A 16,335-nucleotide genomic window follows, 5' to 3' on the forward strand; every position below is an offset into this window, starting at 1 on the left:
CGTCGCCTTGCTTCAGTTGAGGATGGCCTGGTCGGCCGCGTTGTACGCAAAGGTCGCGCGGCCACCGATCGACGTCGCGGGTGTCCACCGGATCACCGGAACCCAGCGACCCGCTGTCGTCCTGAAATCCTGCTGATCCAGCTTCGCGCTGGCGAGGCCGGATGCATTCCCTGAGATATAGAAAAACGCCTCGAGGGGCATGTTTGCGTAGGTGTTCTGGGGCCATGCCTCCACCAGGATTTCGTTCCACGTAAAGATGCTCAGCGCCTTGCGGACCTCGACGATCTGCATCCATGCGACGGCGGCATCCGGAGCGGCGTCCCCGGGGGCGATCTTGAATGCACAGCCATAAGACCCCGCGCCGTACTTTGCCTGCCACTGGGCGGCGGTGTACACCTTTTGCGCGTGACACGGCGACCGGCACTTGTCGGCGAGGCCGTTCGTTCCCGCGTTAATGACGTAGCCGCAGTTCACCGTCAGCTGGTAGAAGTTGGGTGTGTCCGAGTAGAAATGCGGATACACGATAAACCCGTTCGGATAGGCCGAGAGGCCGAAATTCGAGTCCTGCCGCAGCCACGAGAAGGACACGCCACCATTCGCGTTTGCCGGGTTCGGAATCCACGAATGGTAGCCCGTGGACCATACCGTCCCACGCATCAGGACGCCCGTGCACAGCACCGCGGGCGTATAGCTGGGCCGACATTCCGTGTAGAGCTGGTCGTACCGATCCTGGATGTGCTGCGCCACCGTGGCACCGTCTTCCTGCGTCGAGGCATGTGGCGTGAGTCGGCGGGGCGACTCCGTGGCGCAGCCGGCAAGCAACAGCAGAAGGGCGAAAACCTTCCACATTCCAGTGTGTCGTGTCGTCATGACGCGTCTCCATCCCTGGGAACTTCGCGCTCACTGTGCGCCCGATGGCAACAGCACCGCGATAGGCCATTGGCTGTAGGCGCGACCTGTGTTTTTCCGGCATGTAAAAACGAAAAGCCCGGCATATGCCGGGCTCTTCGTGTGTTAGCGATGCTCGTTACCGACGCCCGCGAATCGCCCCGATCAATGCACGTGTCGCGCCATCGAACTGCGACAGATCACCGACGTCCTTATCGCTGGCGAGCGACGGATAGATCTGCTTCGCAATCACCTTGCCCAGCTCCACGCCCCACTGGTCGAACGCGTTGACGCCCCACAGGTGGCCGAGCAGGAACACCTTGTGCTCGTACAGCGCGATCAGCGCACCCAGCGAATGCGGGGTGAGCGAGTCGAGCATGAACACGGTGCTCGGACGGTCTCCCTTGAAGGTGCGCTGCGCAGCCAGCGCGCGACGCTCTTCTTCCGTGCCGGTCTTCGCTTCGGCCAGGGCCTCTTCGAAGGTCTTGCCCAGCGACAGCGCAGCGGCCTGCGCCAGCAGGTTGGACAGCAGCACGTCGTGGTTCTCGCGCAGCGGGTGCGCCGGCTTGACCAGACCGATGAACTCCAGCGGCACGATATCGGTGCCCTGGTGCAGCGCCTGGAAATAGGCGTGCTGCGCGTTGGTGCCGATGCTGCCCCAGACCACCGGGACGGTCTTGCCCGTCACTTCGCTGCCGTCGCCCGGATGCACGTGCTTGCCGAGGCTTTCCATCTCGAGCTGCTGCAGGTAGGACGGCAGGTCGGCGAGGGAATCCACGTACGGCACGACGGCACGGCTAGTGCGGCCGAGGACGTTGCGGTTCCAGACTTCGGCGATGGTCAGCAGGACCGGAAGGTTGTCCTTCCAATCCGCGCTGCGGAAATGATCGTCGGCCTCGGCAGCGCCCGCGAGCAAATCGCGGAAGCCCTTCATGCCGATGGCGAAGGCAATCGACGCGCCGACCGCAGACCAGAGCGAGAAACGGCCGCCGACGTAGTCCCACATCGGGAGCACCTGAGAGGCACCCCACTTGTGCACGGCTTCGTCGTTGGAACTCACGGCGATGAAGTGCCTGGTGGTCTTCGCCTCGTCGCCGTTGTTGGCCTTGAGAATCCAGTTGCGGAACACGCCACCGTTGAGCAGCGTCTCCTGCGTGTTGAAGCTCTTGGAGACGAGAATCACCAGCGTGTGCGCCGGGTCCAGCACCTTCATCAGGTCCGTCGCTGCCTGGCCGTCGACATTGGTCAGGAAGTGGCTGCGGATGCCGTCGACATGGAACTGCTCCAGCGCGTGCACGGCCAGACGGGGACCGAGGTCCGAACCGCCGATACCGATGTTGACCACGTCGGTGACGCGACCGATCAGGCCGACCGACTCGCCTTCGCCCTTGTGGACGGCATTGACCAGGGTTTCCATCTTGTCGAGCGCGTCGGCGACTTCCTTGCGCACGTCGGCGGGCGCCGCAGGATGTCGCGAGGCACCGCCGCGCAACGCGGTATGCAGCACCGCGCGGTCTTCGGAGGTGTTGATGTGTTTGCCTTCGTACATCGCGTCGCGCGCGGCTTTCCAGCCGGTGCTTTCGATGTACTCGCCGACGGCGTCGAGCGCCGCGACGTCGAGCTTCTGGCGGGACACGTCGAGAAGGATGGGGCCCATGCGGCGACGCAGGCGCTCACCGCGGGCATCGTCCTGGACGAGTTCGCGAAGCGTGGTCCTGGCAAGGCGGGAGGCGTGCTCCTCGAACGAGGGCAGACGGTCGTGCTGTGATTCCATGGCTTCCACTTGGCTGCAACGGATAGGGAATCCCGATGTTACCGCAGTGCAGCGTAAGTGGATTGTATGGATGTCGCTCCGGGGACTCGCGAGATCGTGTGGCCAGCCCGATGATGTGGCCGCCCCGCGGCTGCGGCCACCCCGCTGATGTAGGAGCGCGCCCTGCGCGCGAAAAGCCTGCAGGGCGATGATGGGGTGCCGCTTCATCGCTTTGTTGGCTTTTCGCGCGCGGGGCGCGCTCCTACCCAGCAGGCGGCTACGCCGCCTGCTTCGGAATCGAATGATTCGTATGCGTGATGCGGTTGTTCGCGTCGACGTACACCAGGTCCGGCTGATACTTGGCCATCTCGGCCTCGGAGAGGGTGGCGAACGCGGCGATGATCACGAGGTCGCCTACGGAGACGCGACGGGCGGCGCTGCCGTTGACGGAAATGATGCCCGAGCCCTCATCCGCGCGCAGCGCGTAGGTGACGAAGCGTTCGCCGTTGCTGATGTTCCAGGCATGGATCTGCTCGTACTCGCGGATACCCGCGGCGTCGAGCAGGTTGCCGTCGATGGCGATCGAACCTTCGTAGTTCAGCTCGGCGTGAGTCACCGTGGCGCGGTGGATCTTGCACTTGAGCATGTTGAGCTGCATGGCGGTCTCTGGGTATTGGCGGTTACAAAAACGCCCATTCTAACGGAGGGTTGCCCGTCCGTCGCGTGGGCTTCCTCTGTCGGTGCGCTTTATGGGGGACAGCGCCTCGAAACGCAAGTCCCCGTTTGTGAAGGGATTCAGTCGAACGGCAGGTTGTCGATCAGGCGGGTATTGCCCAGCCGGGCAGCCACGAGGGCGACGAGGCCGTCGCGCTGCTCCGCCGTCGGCTCCGTAAGGTCGTCCGCACGGCGAATCGCCACGTAGTCGGGCACGAAGCCGGCCCGCTCCAGACGCGCCCTGGCGGCCTGTTCCAGCGCCTGCCAGCTGTGACCCTGACCGAACAAATCGCGCATCTGGGTCAGGGTGGCGTAGATCTGCGGCGCGCGGGCGCGCTCCTGGGTCGACAGATACTGGTTGCGCGAGCTCTTGGCCAGGCCGTCCTCGTCACGCAGGGTCGGCGCGGACATGACCTTCACCGACAGCGAGAGGTCGGCGACCATCCGCTCGATCACCTTGAGCTGCTGAAAGTCTTTCTGGCCGAACACGGCGAGATCCGGCTGGACCAGGCTGAACAGCTTGGCCACCACGGTGGCGACGCCGTCGAAGTGCCCCGGGCGATGCGCACCCTCGAGCGTGTCGGTGATGACCGGCACGTGGATGCTGACACTGGCGGCCGGGCCGAACGGATACATCGTCGACACCTCGGGGGCGAAGAGGATGTCGCACCCTGCCTCGGCCAGGCCAGCCTGATCCTGAGCCAGGGTACGCGGGTAGCGCTCGAAGTCCTCGCCCGGACCGAACTGGGTCGGGTTGACGAACACGCTGGCGACCACGCGGTCAGCGCGGGCACGCGCCAGCTTCAGCAGCGAATGGTGGCCGGCGTGCAGGTTGCCCATCGTGGGCACGAAGCCGACGTTGTGGCCGGCGGCGCGCCAGCCACGGACGGTGGCGCGGAGCGCGGCGGCATCGGTAACGGTCTGCATCGGGTGGTCCTCAGGTGAAGCTGTGTTCGGCGCCGGGGAAGCGCTGTTCGCGCACGTCCTCGACATAGGCGGCGATCGCGCCCTGAATGGAATCACGGCCGGCGAGGAAGTCCTTCGAGAATTTCGGGCGCTTGCCTGGGGTGAGGCCGAGCAGGTCGTAGACGACCAGTACCTGACCGTCGCAATCGACGCCCGCGCCGATCCCGATCACGGGAATGGACAGCTCGGCGGTGATGCGTTTTGCCAGCGCGGACGGCACGCACTCGAGCACCAGCAGGTCGGCACCGGCGGCTTCCACCGCCTTCGCGTCGGCCAGCAGCTTGTCGGCGGCGTCCTGCGTCTTGCCCTGCACCTTGTAGCCGCCGAACTTGTTGACCGACTGCGGCGTCAGACCCAGATGGCTGCAGACCGGAATGTCGCGTTCGGCCAGCGCGGCGATGACCTCGCAGATACGCCCGGCGCCCTCGATCTTGACCATGGCGGCACCCGCCTGCCCCACCAGTCGCGCGGCGGCGTCCATGGCGGTCGCCACGTCGCGATCGCTCATGAACGGCAGGTCGGCCACCAGCAGGGTCGCCGACAGCCCGCGCGCGGTCGCGGCGGTGTGATAGACCATCTCGTCGACCGTGACCGGCAGCGTGCTGGAACGACCCTGCACCACCATGCCCAGCGAATCGCCGACCAGAGCGATGTCGACCCCGGCGAACTCCAGCTGCGCGGCGAAACTCGCATCGTAGGCGGTGAGCATCACGATCTTCCGGCCGTCGGCTTTCATCGCCTTGAGGCCCGGCACGGTCACCGGCTTACGCGCCGGCGCACTCGTTTTTTCGACGTACACGCTCTTCTCGCCAGATTGGGTGAAACGGGAATTGTCCGCCTACACGAGCGGCATCTCAAGGAGATGACATCAGCCCAGCAAGACGCAGCCGGCCGCGTCGACGTGACCAAGCAACGCGTCGACCCGTCCGATCCCGGGCAGGGTCAGCGTGGGAGCGATGTCCGCGAGGGGCAACAGCACGAAGGCTCGTTCAGCGATGCGGGGATGTGGCACGGTAAGCCGCTCGTCGTCGATCGTGCGATCGCCGTAAGCCAGCAGGTCCAGATCGAGCGTGCGCGGCCCCCAGCGCTCGCCATCGCGAACACGCCCGAAGTCGCGCTCGGTGGCGAGCAGGACATCGAGGAGGTCATGCGGGCCCATGGCGGTATCGACCGCGACCGCCGCATTGACGAAGTCCGGCTGGTCGACGTTGCCCCAGGGCGGCGTACGGTAAAACCGCGAGCGAGCCCCCACCGAAACGCCCGGCACCCGGCCGAGCGCGTCGATCGCGGCCGCGAGCCGCGCACGCACGTCACCCAGGTTGCCACCCAGGCCGATCAGCGCGGTCACGCTCACGCGTCGCCCGAACCGCCCTTACCGCGACCCGTCGGCTTGCGGCGACGGCGACGCTTGCGCGCGGGCGCCGACGACGAGGTGGAAGGCTCGTGCACCGGCACGCCACCGCCACCGAGGGCGGCGGCGAGCATCTCGGGCGGCAACTGCTGGGCATGCGCCCACCACTCGCCCAGCTCGCGCATGCCATCCGATTCCGGGGCACGCAGGAGAAGGAAATCGAACGCGGCCCGGAAGCGCGGGTGCGACATCAGACGGAACACCCGCTTGCGGTGGATCTGCTCGAACCGTGGCTGCAGCGACCAGATCTCTTCCATCGTGAAGGTGAAACGACGCGGGATCGCCACACGCTGGCACTGCTCGCCGACGACACGCACCGCGGCGTGCTGCCATGCTTCGTTGACGTCATAGCCCTGGGCGATCCAGCCCTGGGCCTGGTCGCGCACTTCGCCCCACAGCAGCACCGCATACAGGAAGGCCGGCGTAACCGACTTACCCTCGGCGATGCGTGCATCGGTGTTGGCGAGCCCCTGCTCGACGAGCGCACGCAGGGCGTTGTCGCCCCGCTCGAGCGCCCGCGCCGTGGCGGGAAAGAGGAATTTCAGCAGGCCGCACGCCTCGAGCATCTTGAAGCTCTTCAGGCCGTGACCGCCCAGGAAAAGCTTGAGCGACTCGTCGAACAGGCGGGCGGGTGCCGCCTCGGTCAGCAGATGGCCCAGCGTCGCGAAGGGCGCGGACGCGGCGGCATCGATGGTGAAGCCGAGCTTCGCGGCAAGGCGGGCGGCGCGCAGCATGCGCACCGGGTCTTCGCGATAGCGCTGATCGGGGTCGCCGATCAGCCGCATGGTGCGGTCTTCGAGGTCCTGCATGCCGCCGACGAAATCGCGCACGCTGAAATCGGCGATGTCGTAATAAAGCGCGTTGACCCTGAAGTCGCGGCGCACGGCGTCTTCCTCGATCGTGCCCCATATGTTGTCGCGGACGATGCGGCCGTCGGTGGCGATGTGCCTGTCGCCCTCGCCGCCTTCCTCGCCCGTGCCACGGAAGGTCGCTACCTCGATGATCTCGGGGCCGAACACGACGTGGGCCAGACGGAAGCGTCGGCCGATCAGGCGGCAGTTGCGGAACAGCGCCTTGACTTCGTCGGGGGTGGCGTCCGTCGCCACGTCGAAGTCCTTGGGATGGCCGCCCAGCAGCAGGTCGCGTACCGCGCCCCCGACCAGGTAGGCGGCGAAGCCGGCGTCGTGCAGCCGGTACAGCACGCGCAGGGCGGCTTTACTGATGTTCTTGCGGGAAATGGAGTGCTGTTCGCGCGGGATGACGCGGAGCGTCGGCGGAACCTCATTCCTGGTTTCGGGATTCAAGCGGTCTTGGTCCTGGCGGGCGCGTCCGCGTCCGTTCAAGTGGCTGCCCCCACCGGCAGCCGGTGTCGGGATGAATGGGTCAAATGTAACGAATCTGACCCGATCCGACGAGCGGGCAAAAAAAGCGTTGCTGGCCACCGGATTTTGGCTATACTAGCGCGCTTCGTACCCCGGGTACGACCTGCTCCCTTCGTCTAGTGGTCTAGGACACTGCCCTCTCAAGGCGGGAACACGAGTTCGAACCTCGTAGGGAGCACCACTTTCCTCTTCGGCGCATAAATAGTCCGCATGACCTTTGTCGTTACCGACAACTGCATCAAGTGCAAGTATACGGACTGCGTCGAAGTCTGCCCCGTGGATGCCTTCCATGAGGGCCCGAATTTCCTCGTGATCAATCCGGACGAGTGCATCGACTGCACCCTCTGCGAGCCGGAATGCCCGATCAACGCCATCTACCCCGAGGACGACGTCCCCGCGGGCCAGGAAGCGTTCGTGGCGCTGAATGCCGAACTCTCGAAAGAGTGGAAGGTGATCACCGAGCGCAAGGACGGCCTCCCCGACGCGAAGGACTGGGAAGGTAAGCCGGGCAAGATCGATCTGATCGAGCGCTGAGTCTCCTGGCAAGGGACGGGCGGACGTGTCCGTCCCGCCCCGCCAGAACTGTCAGAAGACGTTATACGTTCCGCATGCCTTGCAGTAGATTCCGCCACCTCCTGGCGGGGTCGGTGCCGGACCTGGCGGTGGCGGCGGCGGAGGCGGGGGCGTCCCTCCCCCAGGCCCTGGAGGGATGACACGAAGAGGCTCAATGCCACCCTCCGACGCAACCGGCTGCTGAAGCAGCTCGATCAGCTTCACCACCTCTGCCAGCTTCGTCGCCAGCTCGCTCCATCGATCACTCATATCCGCTCTCCCGCGTTGATGCGCGGAGTCTCCCGATGAGACCTCCGTCGCAGTGATCCCACGCCCGCCTCAGGGCGTGTAGACGAATGAGGCCGGACCATTCGGACTGGTCGGCAGGGTCAACTGAATGACCGGCACCCAATGCCCGGTGGCGGCCTGGAAGTCGGCCTGATTCGCGCGCGCCTCCGCCAGACCGGCCGCGCTGCCAGCAAGAAAGAAGAACGCTTCGACAGGAACGCGGGGGTCGTTCTGACCCCACGTGGCGACCATCAGCTCGTCATGCAGCCACATCTCGTTCGGCAGCTTCGCTCGTATCGCTGGCAGCGCCATGAAAACGGCAGCCGCGTTCGGCGTGCCGGCGCTGACCCGGAAGCCGCATTGCATGGTGTAGCGATTGGCGGCGTATTCAAACCGGCGGAGCCACTGGTCGGCATTGAAAATGTCCTGCGACTGGCACGGCGCCGTGTTGGTGCTTGTCTCAGTGTCATGGGGCGAGCATCCGTCGCGCAGGCCGGTTGTGCGGTTGTACGTATCGGCGTCATAGGCATAGACGCACTGCACTTCCAGTGCCGTGTATCGGCCTGGCAAACCCAGGGCCGTCTGATAGGGCACCACGATGAAGCCGTTGGTGTAATTGAAGACCATCCCGCTGAACGCCGCGTCCCGGCGCAGCCAGGAGAAAGGCACTCCCCGCGGCGTGCGGCTTACCGGATTGGGATTCCAGACGCGATAGGCACCGCGCACCGTCGCCCGCATCAGCACACCGGAACATGACACGGCCGGCAGGCCGCCAGGACACGCCGTGACGGCGCTGGCGTAGCGCGCCTGCAGGGCCGCCGCCACCGAGGGTCCGTCAGCGTCCTGGACACCGACGGAGTACGTCGTCCCGGGCCCGGCTCCCTGATTGTCATGAGCACCCAGCGGCGAGACGTCCGCCGGACGTGACGCGACCAGTGTCGCCTGCTCAGGGGAGGCCGGACGAGTGCTGGGGACACTGGAGCAGGCGGCCAACATCGCGATCGCGAAAGCCACACCCCACGCGTGGTAGCGTCGAATCCATACATGCTTCATGACTCACCTTCCTTGGCTGAATAGCTCCGATCAGGGAATGGCCTGATCCTGCGGGCGATACGTGAACGTGGCTCGGTCTCCCGCCGACGCCGCCAGCGTCAGGCGAATCACTGGCACCCAACGGCCCGCGACTGCCTGAAAATCACGCTGGTAGGCCATCGCCCCGCGCGGACCGTCCTGCCCCGAGATGTAAAAGAACGCCTCGATCGGCAACCGGGCGTCATCGCCAAACGACCACTCCTCCACAACCAGTTCGTTCTGCTCACGGAACGACTGCTGCTTGATGACACGCATGGCGCCGAGAACTTCCTGAAAGATGGCCGACGAGTTCGGTGTGGCGGACATCACGGCAAAGCCGCACTGATGGTTGCGCTGCTCGTATTCGCCCGACACCTTGACGTAGTGAAGCAGCCACGCCGCTGCCGTCACGACGCCTTGCGACTGGCACGGTCCACTGTCGGAAAGGTACTTGCGGTGGGCCCCACACCCGCGACTGGCGCGCTCATCGGACGCACCGTCGATGGCATACGCACAGAGGACTTCCATGTTCCGGAACGGCCGTCCGTCATAAAGCAGCACGGGAATCAGCACGAAACCCTGCGTGTACCCGTGTGCCACTTTGTTGAACTGCGCGTCACGTCGCATCCAGGAGAACGAGATACCCCCCGGCTTGGGATTCGTTGCGCCCTTGGGGTCCCAGGCGTGACCGCTGGCCGGGTAGCTCGTACTGCGGAGCATGACGCCGGAGCAGAGAAACGAGGGAGCGGTGGCCGAACCGTTGCAGCGGACATTCGTCGAGTCGTCGTACCTGGCCTGGATAGCGCGGGCGACCCTGAGACCGTCGCCGTCATGCGCCATCGGCGCAGGATGGCGAACGGTGTGACTACAGGAGGCCAGGAGGCAACACAGCCCCAGCCCACCGGCACGCAACCCTTCCGAAACACGCCGCTCCATGACGAATCCTTCCCTGACAACCCGGAACCGCTAAAGGCGACACCGCACAAACCGCAAAAACCGCGGATCGCTGTGCGGTGCCGCGCTACCTCATAACGCGTTACCGCAGTCCATGCAGTAACGCGCACCCTGAGGATTTACCGTGCTCCCACACGTCCTGCAGGCGCTCCCACCTCCCGGCGGCGGTGGCGGCGGTGGCGGCGGTGACGGAGGCGGAGGATACGGCCCCGGGGGCGGCGGCACCGGCACAGGAGGAGGCGGTGGCGGTGGCGGTGGCGGTGGCGATGGCGGTGGCGGTGGCGGTGGCGGTGGCGGTGGCGGTGGCGGAGGCGGAGGCGGTGGCGGTGGCGGTGGCGGCACCGTCCCAAAACACGGACACGGGATCCAGACCTGATTGGTCGAGATGCCACCGGAAAAATGCTCGATCTGCCCCTCCAGGATCGTCTGGAGGTATTCCGATGCCAACAAGGCATGCCGCCGCGCAAGCGGGCCGCGAGCCTCATCGACCACGTTCCGGTCCCGCGACGTGGCGAGCAGATCGTGCTGCCTTTTCAGAAGATACTGCCCCCAACGGGCGGCACTGACCTCCGGATGCGATTCCGCATCGGCGTCCTCCCCCACTTCGTCGTTTACCGGTCCGGCAGCACTGACCTGCGCGCCACCCACATCCGTTCGCGCATCCAGCTCATCGAGCAGGCCTAACAGCGCTACCCGCAACCGCTCGGTCGCATCGCTTCCTTGGGTCATGACGGTCTCCTTCCCGACGATCCGTTATCCATGGCGGCCGACTCGCTCCGCCTCGTTTTGACTACACCCCCAAGGCTCAGGGAATCTGCTGATCGGCAACCACGTACGTGAATGCAGCCGGCCCATTGACGGCCGTCGGCATCGTTACCTTGATGATCGGCACCCACCGACGAGTGGCGGCCTGGAAGTCCCATTGATTCAGTCGCGCACTGGCCAGCCCTGCGCCCCGGTCGTCGTAAAAGAAGGCCTCTAGAGGGATGTGTGCATCGTTTTGCGCCCACCTCTCCACCATGACTTCGTTATGTATCCCGAAGAACTGCGTCAGCTGTGTCCGAATGCTCGCCTGCGCCTGAAACGAGAGAGAAGCGCCAGGCGTCCCGGCCGTCAGCGTGAAGCCGCATTGATCGCGATAGCGGTTTGGCGCCGCGCCAAACTTAGCCAGCCATTGGGCCGCTGTTTCAATCTTCTGCGCCTGGCAGGGACCCGTACCCGCCGTCGTCCCATGCTGACCGCAGCCGTCGTTTTTATCCCCTATCCGATTCAGCGTATCCGCGTCAAAAGGAAAGATGCACAACACGGCGAGCTGGGTATAACCATCCGACGGCGAATCCGCGAAGAAGTGCGGCAGGATGATGAAGCCGTTGTCGTAGTTGAAAACCAGGCCGCCGAACGCGGAGTCCCTGCGTAGCCAGGAGAACGATACCCCGTACTTCAGAGGCGACCCGAGGTTGGGATTCCAGACATCGTAGTTCCCGCGCACGGTGGTGCGCAGCAGAATGCCCGAGCAGAGCACCGCTGGAAGCGGATTGGGATCGCTCGCGTTTTTGCGGCAGTCCGCCGCCGTGTCGTCGTAGCGGTCTTGCAGATGGCGCGCGACGGCCTGCCCGTCGCTGTCATGCGCTCCCTGGACCACCATGCCCGCACGGGTCCGGGACGCCTCCGGCGGCGGAGGCTGCCGCACGGCCGGTGCACACGCGAGGAGCAGGACCAGCCAACTCGTCACCAAAACTGTACGCAGCAACGTTTTCCCGTGCTTCATGTCCCCGTCCTTCCCTGGATCGATCGCCATCGTGGCGGGCTGCCTCGCCCTCACCCGATACGCTAATGCGGGTGTCGATCCGGGGCCATCCGCCTTTCGCTGTAGGCGCGGTGAGGCCATTTTCGGCACGTCGACGGATAACAGGTGCCGCCCCAACGCAAAACGCCGCCCGAAGGCGGCGTTTTGCGGAATACGCTGATGAGCGAGGTTATTTGCTGCCCATCCGCGATTTCAGCGAGTCGACCACGCGGCGAACGCCACCGGCGTCGCCCTGCGCGCGGACTTCGCTGCCGGTGCCGCTGGCGGTCACCGCCAGCACGACCGTGTGGCTACCACCCTGCGCCGACGCCGGAGCGTCCTGCGCGTCGTCCTTCTTGCCGCCACCGAACATGCGCTTGAACAGACCCGGGCGGTTCTCCGGGGCGCTGGTGGTCGCGGCGATCTGATAGGTGTGGTTCGCATCGTCATGCGACACGACCTTGCCCAGGTCACCCACGCTCAGCAGCTCGCCGATGCGGCGGTAGGCGGCTTCCGGATCATCCGAGAGGATGAAGCCGTCGGAGACCGGTGCGGCGATCGCGGCCGCCTTGGCATCCGCAGCGCCCGAACCGACGTCCGGCACAACCAGCGCAGCGCTCGTCGACGGCGTATCGAGACCCGGCGGGATCTCGAGCGGGGCTTCCTGCTGGGCCTTCTGCCACTCCTTGGTGGAGCGGAACGCGCCACAGCCCGATACCAGCAGGGCGGACAGGAGCAGTGCCGGGACGACCAGCGCGTACGAGGTTTTCTTCATGAATCGGGGTTCCGTTGAAATGAGATGCTTCAGGCGGCAGACGCCAATGGTGCCAGAGCGGAGAGCGTTTCGCGCAGCTTCGCCAGTTCGGGGCCGGATTCCAGCTCGACCAGCGGGAGCCGCGGCGCGGCGGAACCGAGCCCCAGCGCGCTCAGCCCCGCCTTGACCGGGATCGGGTTCGGTGCGCAGTTAAGCGCGTCGATCAGTGGTGCCAGACGCGCGGTTTCTTTCGCGGCCCGCGTGGCATCGCCCGAACGGGCGGCGTCGCAGAAGGCACGGAAAGCGTCCGGCACGAGGTTCGCCACGACCGAGATCGTCCCCGCGGCGCCCGCCAGCATGGCCTCGTGAGCCGAACCGTCGTCGCCGCTGAGGTAGACGAAATCCGGGCGGATAAGTTCCGCCAGCGCGCGAATGCGTTCCGCATCGCCCCGGGCTTCCTTGATCCCGATGATGCCCGGGTGGTCGCGCAGCACCGCCACGGTGGCCGGCGCGATATCGCAGCCGGTGCGCGGCGGCACGTTGTAAAGGATGACCGGCAGGCCGCCCTGATCGGCTACCGCAAGGAAATGCTGACGGAGGCCTTCCTGGGTGGGCCGCACGTAGAACGGCGCCACGACCAGCGCCGCGTCCGCGCCCAGCGCCTTCGCGCGGCGCGTGGTGGCGATGGTTCTGGCCGTACCCGCTTCGCCGGTGCCGGCGATGACGGGGATGCGTTTGTCGACGTGTTTCACCGCGAAGGCGAGCAGGCGCTCGAATTCGTCATGCTCGAGGAAATGCGACTCGCCCGTGGAGCCGGCCACGACCACGCCCTGCGTGCCGCCCGCGATCTGCTGGTCGAGCAGGCGACCGAAAGCGTCGAGGTCGAGGGAACCGTCGGCGGCAAAGGGCGTCGCCAGCGCGGTGATGCTTCCTGAGATGTCCAAGGTGGAACCCGTTGAGTAATCAGCCCTTCGCATGTTACCGGGGCGTTTCCGGCGAGTCCATTCAGCCAATCCCCGCCTGAACGACGCAGCGTGTCTTGCTAGCGTGCGACAGGGCCAAGTAAGCTGCTCCCAAAGCGATGGTTCCGCGCCCCGCGGGACGCGCCACGGGTAAATTCCGCCTTGAATCGTTCCGCAGCACGTAGCGCCACCACCGATAACCAGCTCCTCATCTCGACGCTGTCGCCGGCGCACCGCGCCCCGATCCTCGCGCTGGCCAAGCGCATCGCGGATTCCGGCTGCAATCTCGCCGACGCCCGCGTCTCCACGATCGGCAACGACACCTCCGTCATGCTGCTGGCTTCGGGCGCCTGGGACGCCGTGGCCAAGCTGGAGACCTCGCTGGGCAAGCTGGCCCGCGACGAAGAACTGCAGATCGTCCATTACCGCACCACGCCGCGCGAACCGACGGCGCACCTGCTGCCCTACCTGGTCGAAGTGATCGCCGCCGATCGTCCGGGCATCCTGGTCAAGATCATCGAGTTCTTCTCCAGGCGCGACATCAGCGTCGAGCAGCTGTCCTCCATGCGCTACCAGGCGATGCAGACCGGCGCCGAGATGTTCCAGGCCCAGATCACCATCGGCATTCCGTCCGAAACCCACATCGCCGCCCTGCGCGACGACTTCCTCGAGTTGTGCGATGGCCTCAATCTCGACGCCATCATGGATCCCGTGAAGTTCTGACCGAAGGATTGAAGACCCACGCATGACTGGCAAGACCACGAAACTTCCCAGACTCGAAGGCACCCTCGGCGACGGCTCGTCGCTCTCGCTGGCCTCGTTGAAAGGCAAGTGGGTCGTGGTGTTCTTCTACCCGAAGGACAGCACGCCCGGCTGCACCAACGAAGCGAAAGACTTCCGCGACCTTTACAGCGAATTCCAGGCACGCGGCGCCGAAGTGATCGGCGTATCCCGCGACTCGGTGCGCTCGCACGCGAACTTCGCGGCCAGGCAGGAACTGCCCTACCCCCTCGTTTCCGACGCCGACGAAACCTGGTGCAACGCGTTCGACGTCATCCACGAAAAGGTGCTTTACGGTAAGCGCTATCTCGGCGTGGTCCGCAGCACCTTCCTGATCGATCCCAACGGCAAGATCGCGGCCGAGTGGCGCGGGGTGAAAATCCCGGGTCATGCGCAGGCCGTGCTAGAGCGTGTTCCCACCGCGTGACGGATTCCGCGTCACGCGGCTCCCATCCCCGGCCGTCGCCGTGCGGCCGGTCTTCGCAACCTCCACATGAGGTGACTTCCGTATGACCGGAAGCAAGCGCATCTACGCCCTCGACACCAACGTGCTGCTGCACGATCCAACCTCGCTGTTCCGCTTCGAGGAACACGATGTCTTCATACCGATGACGGTGCTGGAGGAACTGGACGAGAAAAAGAAAGGCGGTTCGGAAGTCTCGCGTAACGGACGGCAGGTCAGTCGATTCATCAACGAGCTCATCGAACGCGGCGGCGGCGAAGGCATCCGCGGAGGCATCGAGCTTTCCAATCCTCAGGGCGTCAAGCTCAAGCGCACCGCGGTCGGCCGGCTGTTCTTCCAGCAGCGCGCCGGGCACGGGAACGGCAAGGCCGACAACCAGATCCTCGCCGCGGTGCTCGACCTGCGCGATCAGTACCCCGATCGCCCGGTCATTCTCGTCAGCAAGGACATCAACCTCCGGATCAAGGCGTCGATCTACGGGATCGACGCGGAAGACTACGAGAACGACCGTGCGCTGGACGATTTCGCCCTGCTCTTCACGGGCTCCGACGCACTGCCGGAAGACTTCTGGAGCCGGCACCCGGAGCTTCGTTCGTGGAACGAGCGCGGTCGCACGTTCTACGAAGTGAGCATGCACGAGGACGAGGCGTGGTACGCCAACGAATGCCTCTACATGCCGGGTGAGAACGACGTCGAACTGCGCGTCCTGGAAATCACCGGCGACGAGGACGATCGCAAGGCAAAGCTCGTACTGCTGGACGACCACACGCATGCCGCGCATGGCGTCTGGGGCATCGCGGCCCGCAACCGTGAGCAGAACTTCGCGCTCAACCTGCTGATGGATCCGGACGTCGACTTCGTCACCCTGCTCGGCACCGCCGGTACGGGTAAGACGCTCCTCGCGCTTGCCGCCGGCCTGGCCCAGGTCATGGACCAGCAGCGCTACCGCGAGATCATCATGACCCGCGCGACGGTTTCCGTCGGCGAGGACATCGGCTTCCTTCCCGGTACGGAGGAGGAGAAGATGACCCCGTGGATGGGTGCACTGACCGATAACCTCGAGGTGCTGGCCAATCCTGAGGAGGGTGGGTCGTGGGGACGTCAGGCCACTAACGATCTGCTCGCGTCGCGCGTGAAGATCCGCTCGCTGAACTTCATGCGCGGTCGTACGTTTCTCAGCCGCTATCTGATCATCGACGAGGCGCAGAATCTGACGCCGAAGCAGATGAAGACGTTGATTACGCGTGCGGGGCCGGGGACGAAGATCGTCTGCCTGGGTAACGTCGAGCAGATCGATACGCCGTATCTGACGGAGACGACGTCGGGACTTACTTATGCCGTTGACCGGTTCAAGATGTGGGCTCATTCGGGGCACATCACGCTGAAACGCGGTGAGAGGTCGAGGTTGGCTGACTTCGCTTCTGAAGCGCTTTAAGCGCGCTGCTATGAAGAAAAGGCGCGGGCTTGTACCGCGCCTTTTTTCGTTTGGGCCTGGTGGTGGGCTCGGCTTCGCCATCGCGGGCTCTTGCCGCGTTTCGGCAGGGGAGCCGCCGGTTGCCATTCTTGTCGCTAAGTCCTCCTTCGGCCGTCGCCTACGTGCGGAAGCGCTCC

General features: G+C 65.3%; 18 protein-coding genes and 1 tRNA gene. 6 read left to right on the forward strand and 13 right to left on the reverse strand.

The window, feature by feature from the left end; all coding sequences use genetic code 11:
- Positions 1-12: 12 nt before the first annotated feature.
- The 7 genes from FA87_RS12080 to pcnB form a co-directional block, all read right to left on the reverse strand.
- Positions 13-870 (reverse strand): hypothetical protein, encoded by an 858-nt coding sequence (locus tag FA87_RS12080; protein ID WP_156128546.1) that lies wholly within the window; start codon positions 868-870, stop codon positions 13-15.
- Positions 871-1,027: 157 nt separating this feature from the next.
- Positions 1,028-2,662, reverse strand: a complete 1,635-nt coding sequence (pgi, locus tag FA87_RS12085) for a glucose-6-phosphate isomerase (protein WP_043694803.1) — start codon at positions 2,660-2,662, stop codon at positions 1,028-1,030.
- Between the two features lie 256 nt (positions 2,663-2,918).
- Positions 2,919-3,299, reverse strand: coding sequence for an aspartate 1-decarboxylase (gene panD / locus FA87_RS12090; protein WP_036111981.1), 381 nt, complete (start codon positions 3,297-3,299; stop codon positions 2,919-2,921).
- 137 nt (positions 3,300-3,436) lie between these two features.
- The gene (gene panC / locus FA87_RS12095) at positions 3,437-4,282 is read right to left on the reverse strand and encodes a pantoate--beta-alanine ligase (protein ID WP_036111978.1); all 846 of its coding nucleotides are present in this window, start codon (positions 4,280-4,282) and stop codon (positions 3,437-3,439) included.
- A gap of 10 nt (positions 4,283-4,292) precedes the next feature.
- Complete coding sequence (panB, locus tag FA87_RS12100) at positions 4,293-5,120, reverse strand: 3-methyl-2-oxobutanoate hydroxymethyltransferase (RefSeq protein WP_043694806.1); 828 nt, start codon at positions 5,118-5,120, stop codon at positions 4,293-4,295.
- Positions 5,121-5,189: 69 nt separating this feature from the next.
- Positions 5,190-5,675, reverse strand: coding sequence for a 2-amino-4-hydroxy-6-hydroxymethyldihydropteridine diphosphokinase (gene folK, locus FA87_RS12105; protein WP_239709081.1), 486 nt, complete (start codon positions 5,673-5,675; stop codon positions 5,190-5,192).
- Positions 5,672-7,036 (reverse strand): polynucleotide adenylyltransferase PcnB, encoded by a 1,365-nt coding sequence (gene pcnB / locus FA87_RS12110; RefSeq protein ID WP_043694809.1) that lies wholly within the window; start codon positions 7,034-7,036, stop codon positions 5,672-5,674. The genes folK and pcnB overlap by 4 nt, the downstream gene beginning before the upstream one ends.
- Before the next feature lie 183 nt (positions 7,037-7,219).
- Here pcnB and FA87_RS12115 point away from each other — a divergent pair.
- Together FA87_RS12115 and fdxA are read left to right on the forward strand one after the other, a co-directional pair.
- Positions 7,220-7,295: transfer RNA gene (locus FA87_RS12115), tRNA-Glu, on the forward strand.
- A 29-nt stretch (positions 7,296-7,324) separates the two neighbouring features.
- Positions 7,325-7,648, forward strand: coding sequence for a ferredoxin FdxA (fdxA, locus tag FA87_RS12120; protein ID WP_036111970.1), 324 nt, complete (start codon positions 7,325-7,327; stop codon positions 7,646-7,648).
- Between the two features lie 357 nt (positions 7,649-8,005).
- On the opposite strand, the gene FA87_RS12125 is transcribed toward fdxA, so the two are convergent.
- The 3 genes from FA87_RS12125 to FA87_RS20995 all read right to left on the reverse strand — a co-directional run bounded on the left by FA87_RS12125 (position 8,006) and on the right by FA87_RS20995 (position 10,340).
- On the reverse strand, positions 8,006-9,007 hold the full coding sequence (locus tag FA87_RS12125; RefSeq protein WP_052191332.1) for a hypothetical protein: 1,002 nt from the start codon (positions 9,005-9,007) through the stop codon (positions 8,006-8,008).
- Between the two features lie 30 nt (positions 9,008-9,037).
- Complete coding sequence (locus FA87_RS12130; protein WP_156128547.1) at positions 9,038-9,961, reverse strand: hypothetical protein; 924 nt, start codon at positions 9,959-9,961, stop codon at positions 9,038-9,040.
- Between the two features lie 100 nt (positions 9,962-10,061).
- A complete protein-coding gene (locus tag FA87_RS20995; protein WP_197062409.1) occupies positions 10,062-10,340 on the reverse strand; it encodes a hypothetical protein in 279 nt (92 codons plus the stop codon).
- Between the two features lie 38 nt (positions 10,341-10,378).
- Here FA87_RS20995 and FA87_RS21000 point away from each other — a divergent pair, with 38 nt between their 5' ends.
- Positions 10,379-10,663: a hypothetical protein gene (locus FA87_RS21000; RefSeq protein WP_036111962.1), complete on the forward strand. Its 285-nt coding sequence runs from the start codon at positions 10,379-10,381 to the stop codon at positions 10,661-10,663.
- Positions 10,664-10,784: 121 nt separating this feature from the next.
- Here FA87_RS21000 and FA87_RS12145 read toward each other — a convergent pair whose 3' ends face one another.
- The 3 genes from FA87_RS12145 to dapA all read right to left on the reverse strand — a co-directional run bounded on the left by FA87_RS12145 (position 10,785) and on the right by dapA (position 13,463).
- Positions 10,785-11,747 carry a hypothetical protein gene (locus FA87_RS12145; protein ID WP_156128549.1) on the reverse strand — a complete coding sequence of 321 codons (963 nt, stop codon included), beginning with the start codon at positions 11,745-11,747 and terminating at the stop codon, positions 10,785-10,787.
- Between the two features lie 208 nt (positions 11,748-11,955).
- Complete coding sequence (locus FA87_RS12150) at positions 11,956-12,540, reverse strand: hypothetical protein (protein WP_043694813.1); 585 nt, start codon at positions 12,538-12,540, stop codon at positions 11,956-11,958.
- Between the two features lie 29 nt (positions 12,541-12,569).
- On the reverse strand, positions 12,570-13,463 hold the full coding sequence (gene dapA, locus FA87_RS12155; protein WP_043694816.1) for a 4-hydroxy-tetrahydrodipicolinate synthase: 894 nt from the start codon (positions 13,461-13,463) through the stop codon (positions 12,570-12,572).
- Between the two features lie 180 nt (positions 13,464-13,643).
- Here dapA and FA87_RS12160 point away from each other — a divergent pair, with 180 nt between their 5' ends.
- The 3 genes from FA87_RS12160 (at position 13,644) to FA87_RS12170 (ending at position 16,159) form a co-directional block, all read left to right on the forward strand.
- Positions 13,644-14,204, forward strand: coding sequence for an ACT domain-containing protein (locus FA87_RS12160; RefSeq protein WP_036111955.1), 561 nt, complete (start codon positions 13,644-13,646; stop codon positions 14,202-14,204).
- A 22-nt stretch (positions 14,205-14,226) separates the two neighbouring features.
- Positions 14,227-14,688: a peroxiredoxin gene (locus tag FA87_RS12165; protein WP_036111952.1), complete on the forward strand. Its 462-nt coding sequence runs from the start codon at positions 14,227-14,229 to the stop codon at positions 14,686-14,688.
- A gap of 82 nt (positions 14,689-14,770) precedes the next feature.
- The gene (locus tag FA87_RS12170; protein WP_043694819.1) at positions 14,771-16,159 is read left to right on the forward strand and encodes a PhoH family protein; all 1,389 of its coding nucleotides are present in this window, start codon (positions 14,771-14,773) and stop codon (positions 16,157-16,159) included.
- Positions 16,160-16,335 lie beyond the last annotated feature (176 nt).

Source organism: Luteibacter sp. 9133 (assembly GCF_000800155.1).
Classification (GTDB): domain Bacteria; phylum Pseudomonadota; class Gammaproteobacteria; order Xanthomonadales; family Rhodanobacteraceae; genus Luteibacter; species Luteibacter mycovicinus.

Coding starts and splice junctions, on each gene's coding strand:
- FA87_RS12080 (WP_156128546.1), bottom strand. CDS start 870: ATGACGACACGACACACTGGAATGTGGAAGGTTTTCGCCCTTCTGCTG.
- pgi (WP_043694803.1), bottom strand. CDS start 2,662: ATGGAATCACAGCACGACCGTCTGCCCTCGTTCGAGGAGCACGCCTCC.
- panD (WP_036111981.1), bottom strand. CDS start 3,299: ATGCAGCTCAACATGCTCAAGTGCAAGATCCACCGCGCCACGGTGACT.
- panC (WP_036111978.1), bottom strand. CDS start 4,282: ATGCAGACCGTTACCGATGCCGCCGCGCTCCGCGCCACCGTCCGTGGC.
- fdxA (WP_036111970.1), top strand. CDS start 7,325: ATGACCTTTGTCGTTACCGACAACTGCATCAAGTGCAAGTATACGGAC.
- FA87_RS12125 (WP_052191332.1), bottom strand. CDS start 9,007: ATGAAGCATGTATGGATTCGACGCTACCACGCGTGGGGTGTGGCTTTC.
- FA87_RS12130 (WP_156128547.1), bottom strand. CDS start 9,961: ATGGAGCGGCGTGTTTCGGAAGGGTTGCGTGCCGGTGGGCTGGGGCTG.
- FA87_RS21000 (WP_036111962.1), top strand. CDS start 10,379: ATGCTCGATCTGCCCCTCCAGGATCGTCTGGAGGTATTCCGATGCCAA.
- FA87_RS12145 (WP_156128549.1), bottom strand. CDS start 11,747: ATGAAGCACGGGAAAACGTTGCTGCGTACAGTTTTGGTGACGAGTTGG.
- FA87_RS12150 (WP_043694813.1), bottom strand. CDS start 12,540: ATGAAGAAAACCTCGTACGCGCTGGTCGTCCCGGCACTGCTCCTGTCC.
- FA87_RS12165 (WP_036111952.1), top strand. CDS start 14,227: ATGACTGGCAAGACCACGAAACTTCCCAGACTCGAAGGCACCCTCGGC.
- FA87_RS12170 (WP_043694819.1), top strand. CDS start 14,771: ATGACCGGAAGCAAGCGCATCTACGCCCTCGACACCAACGTGCTGCTG.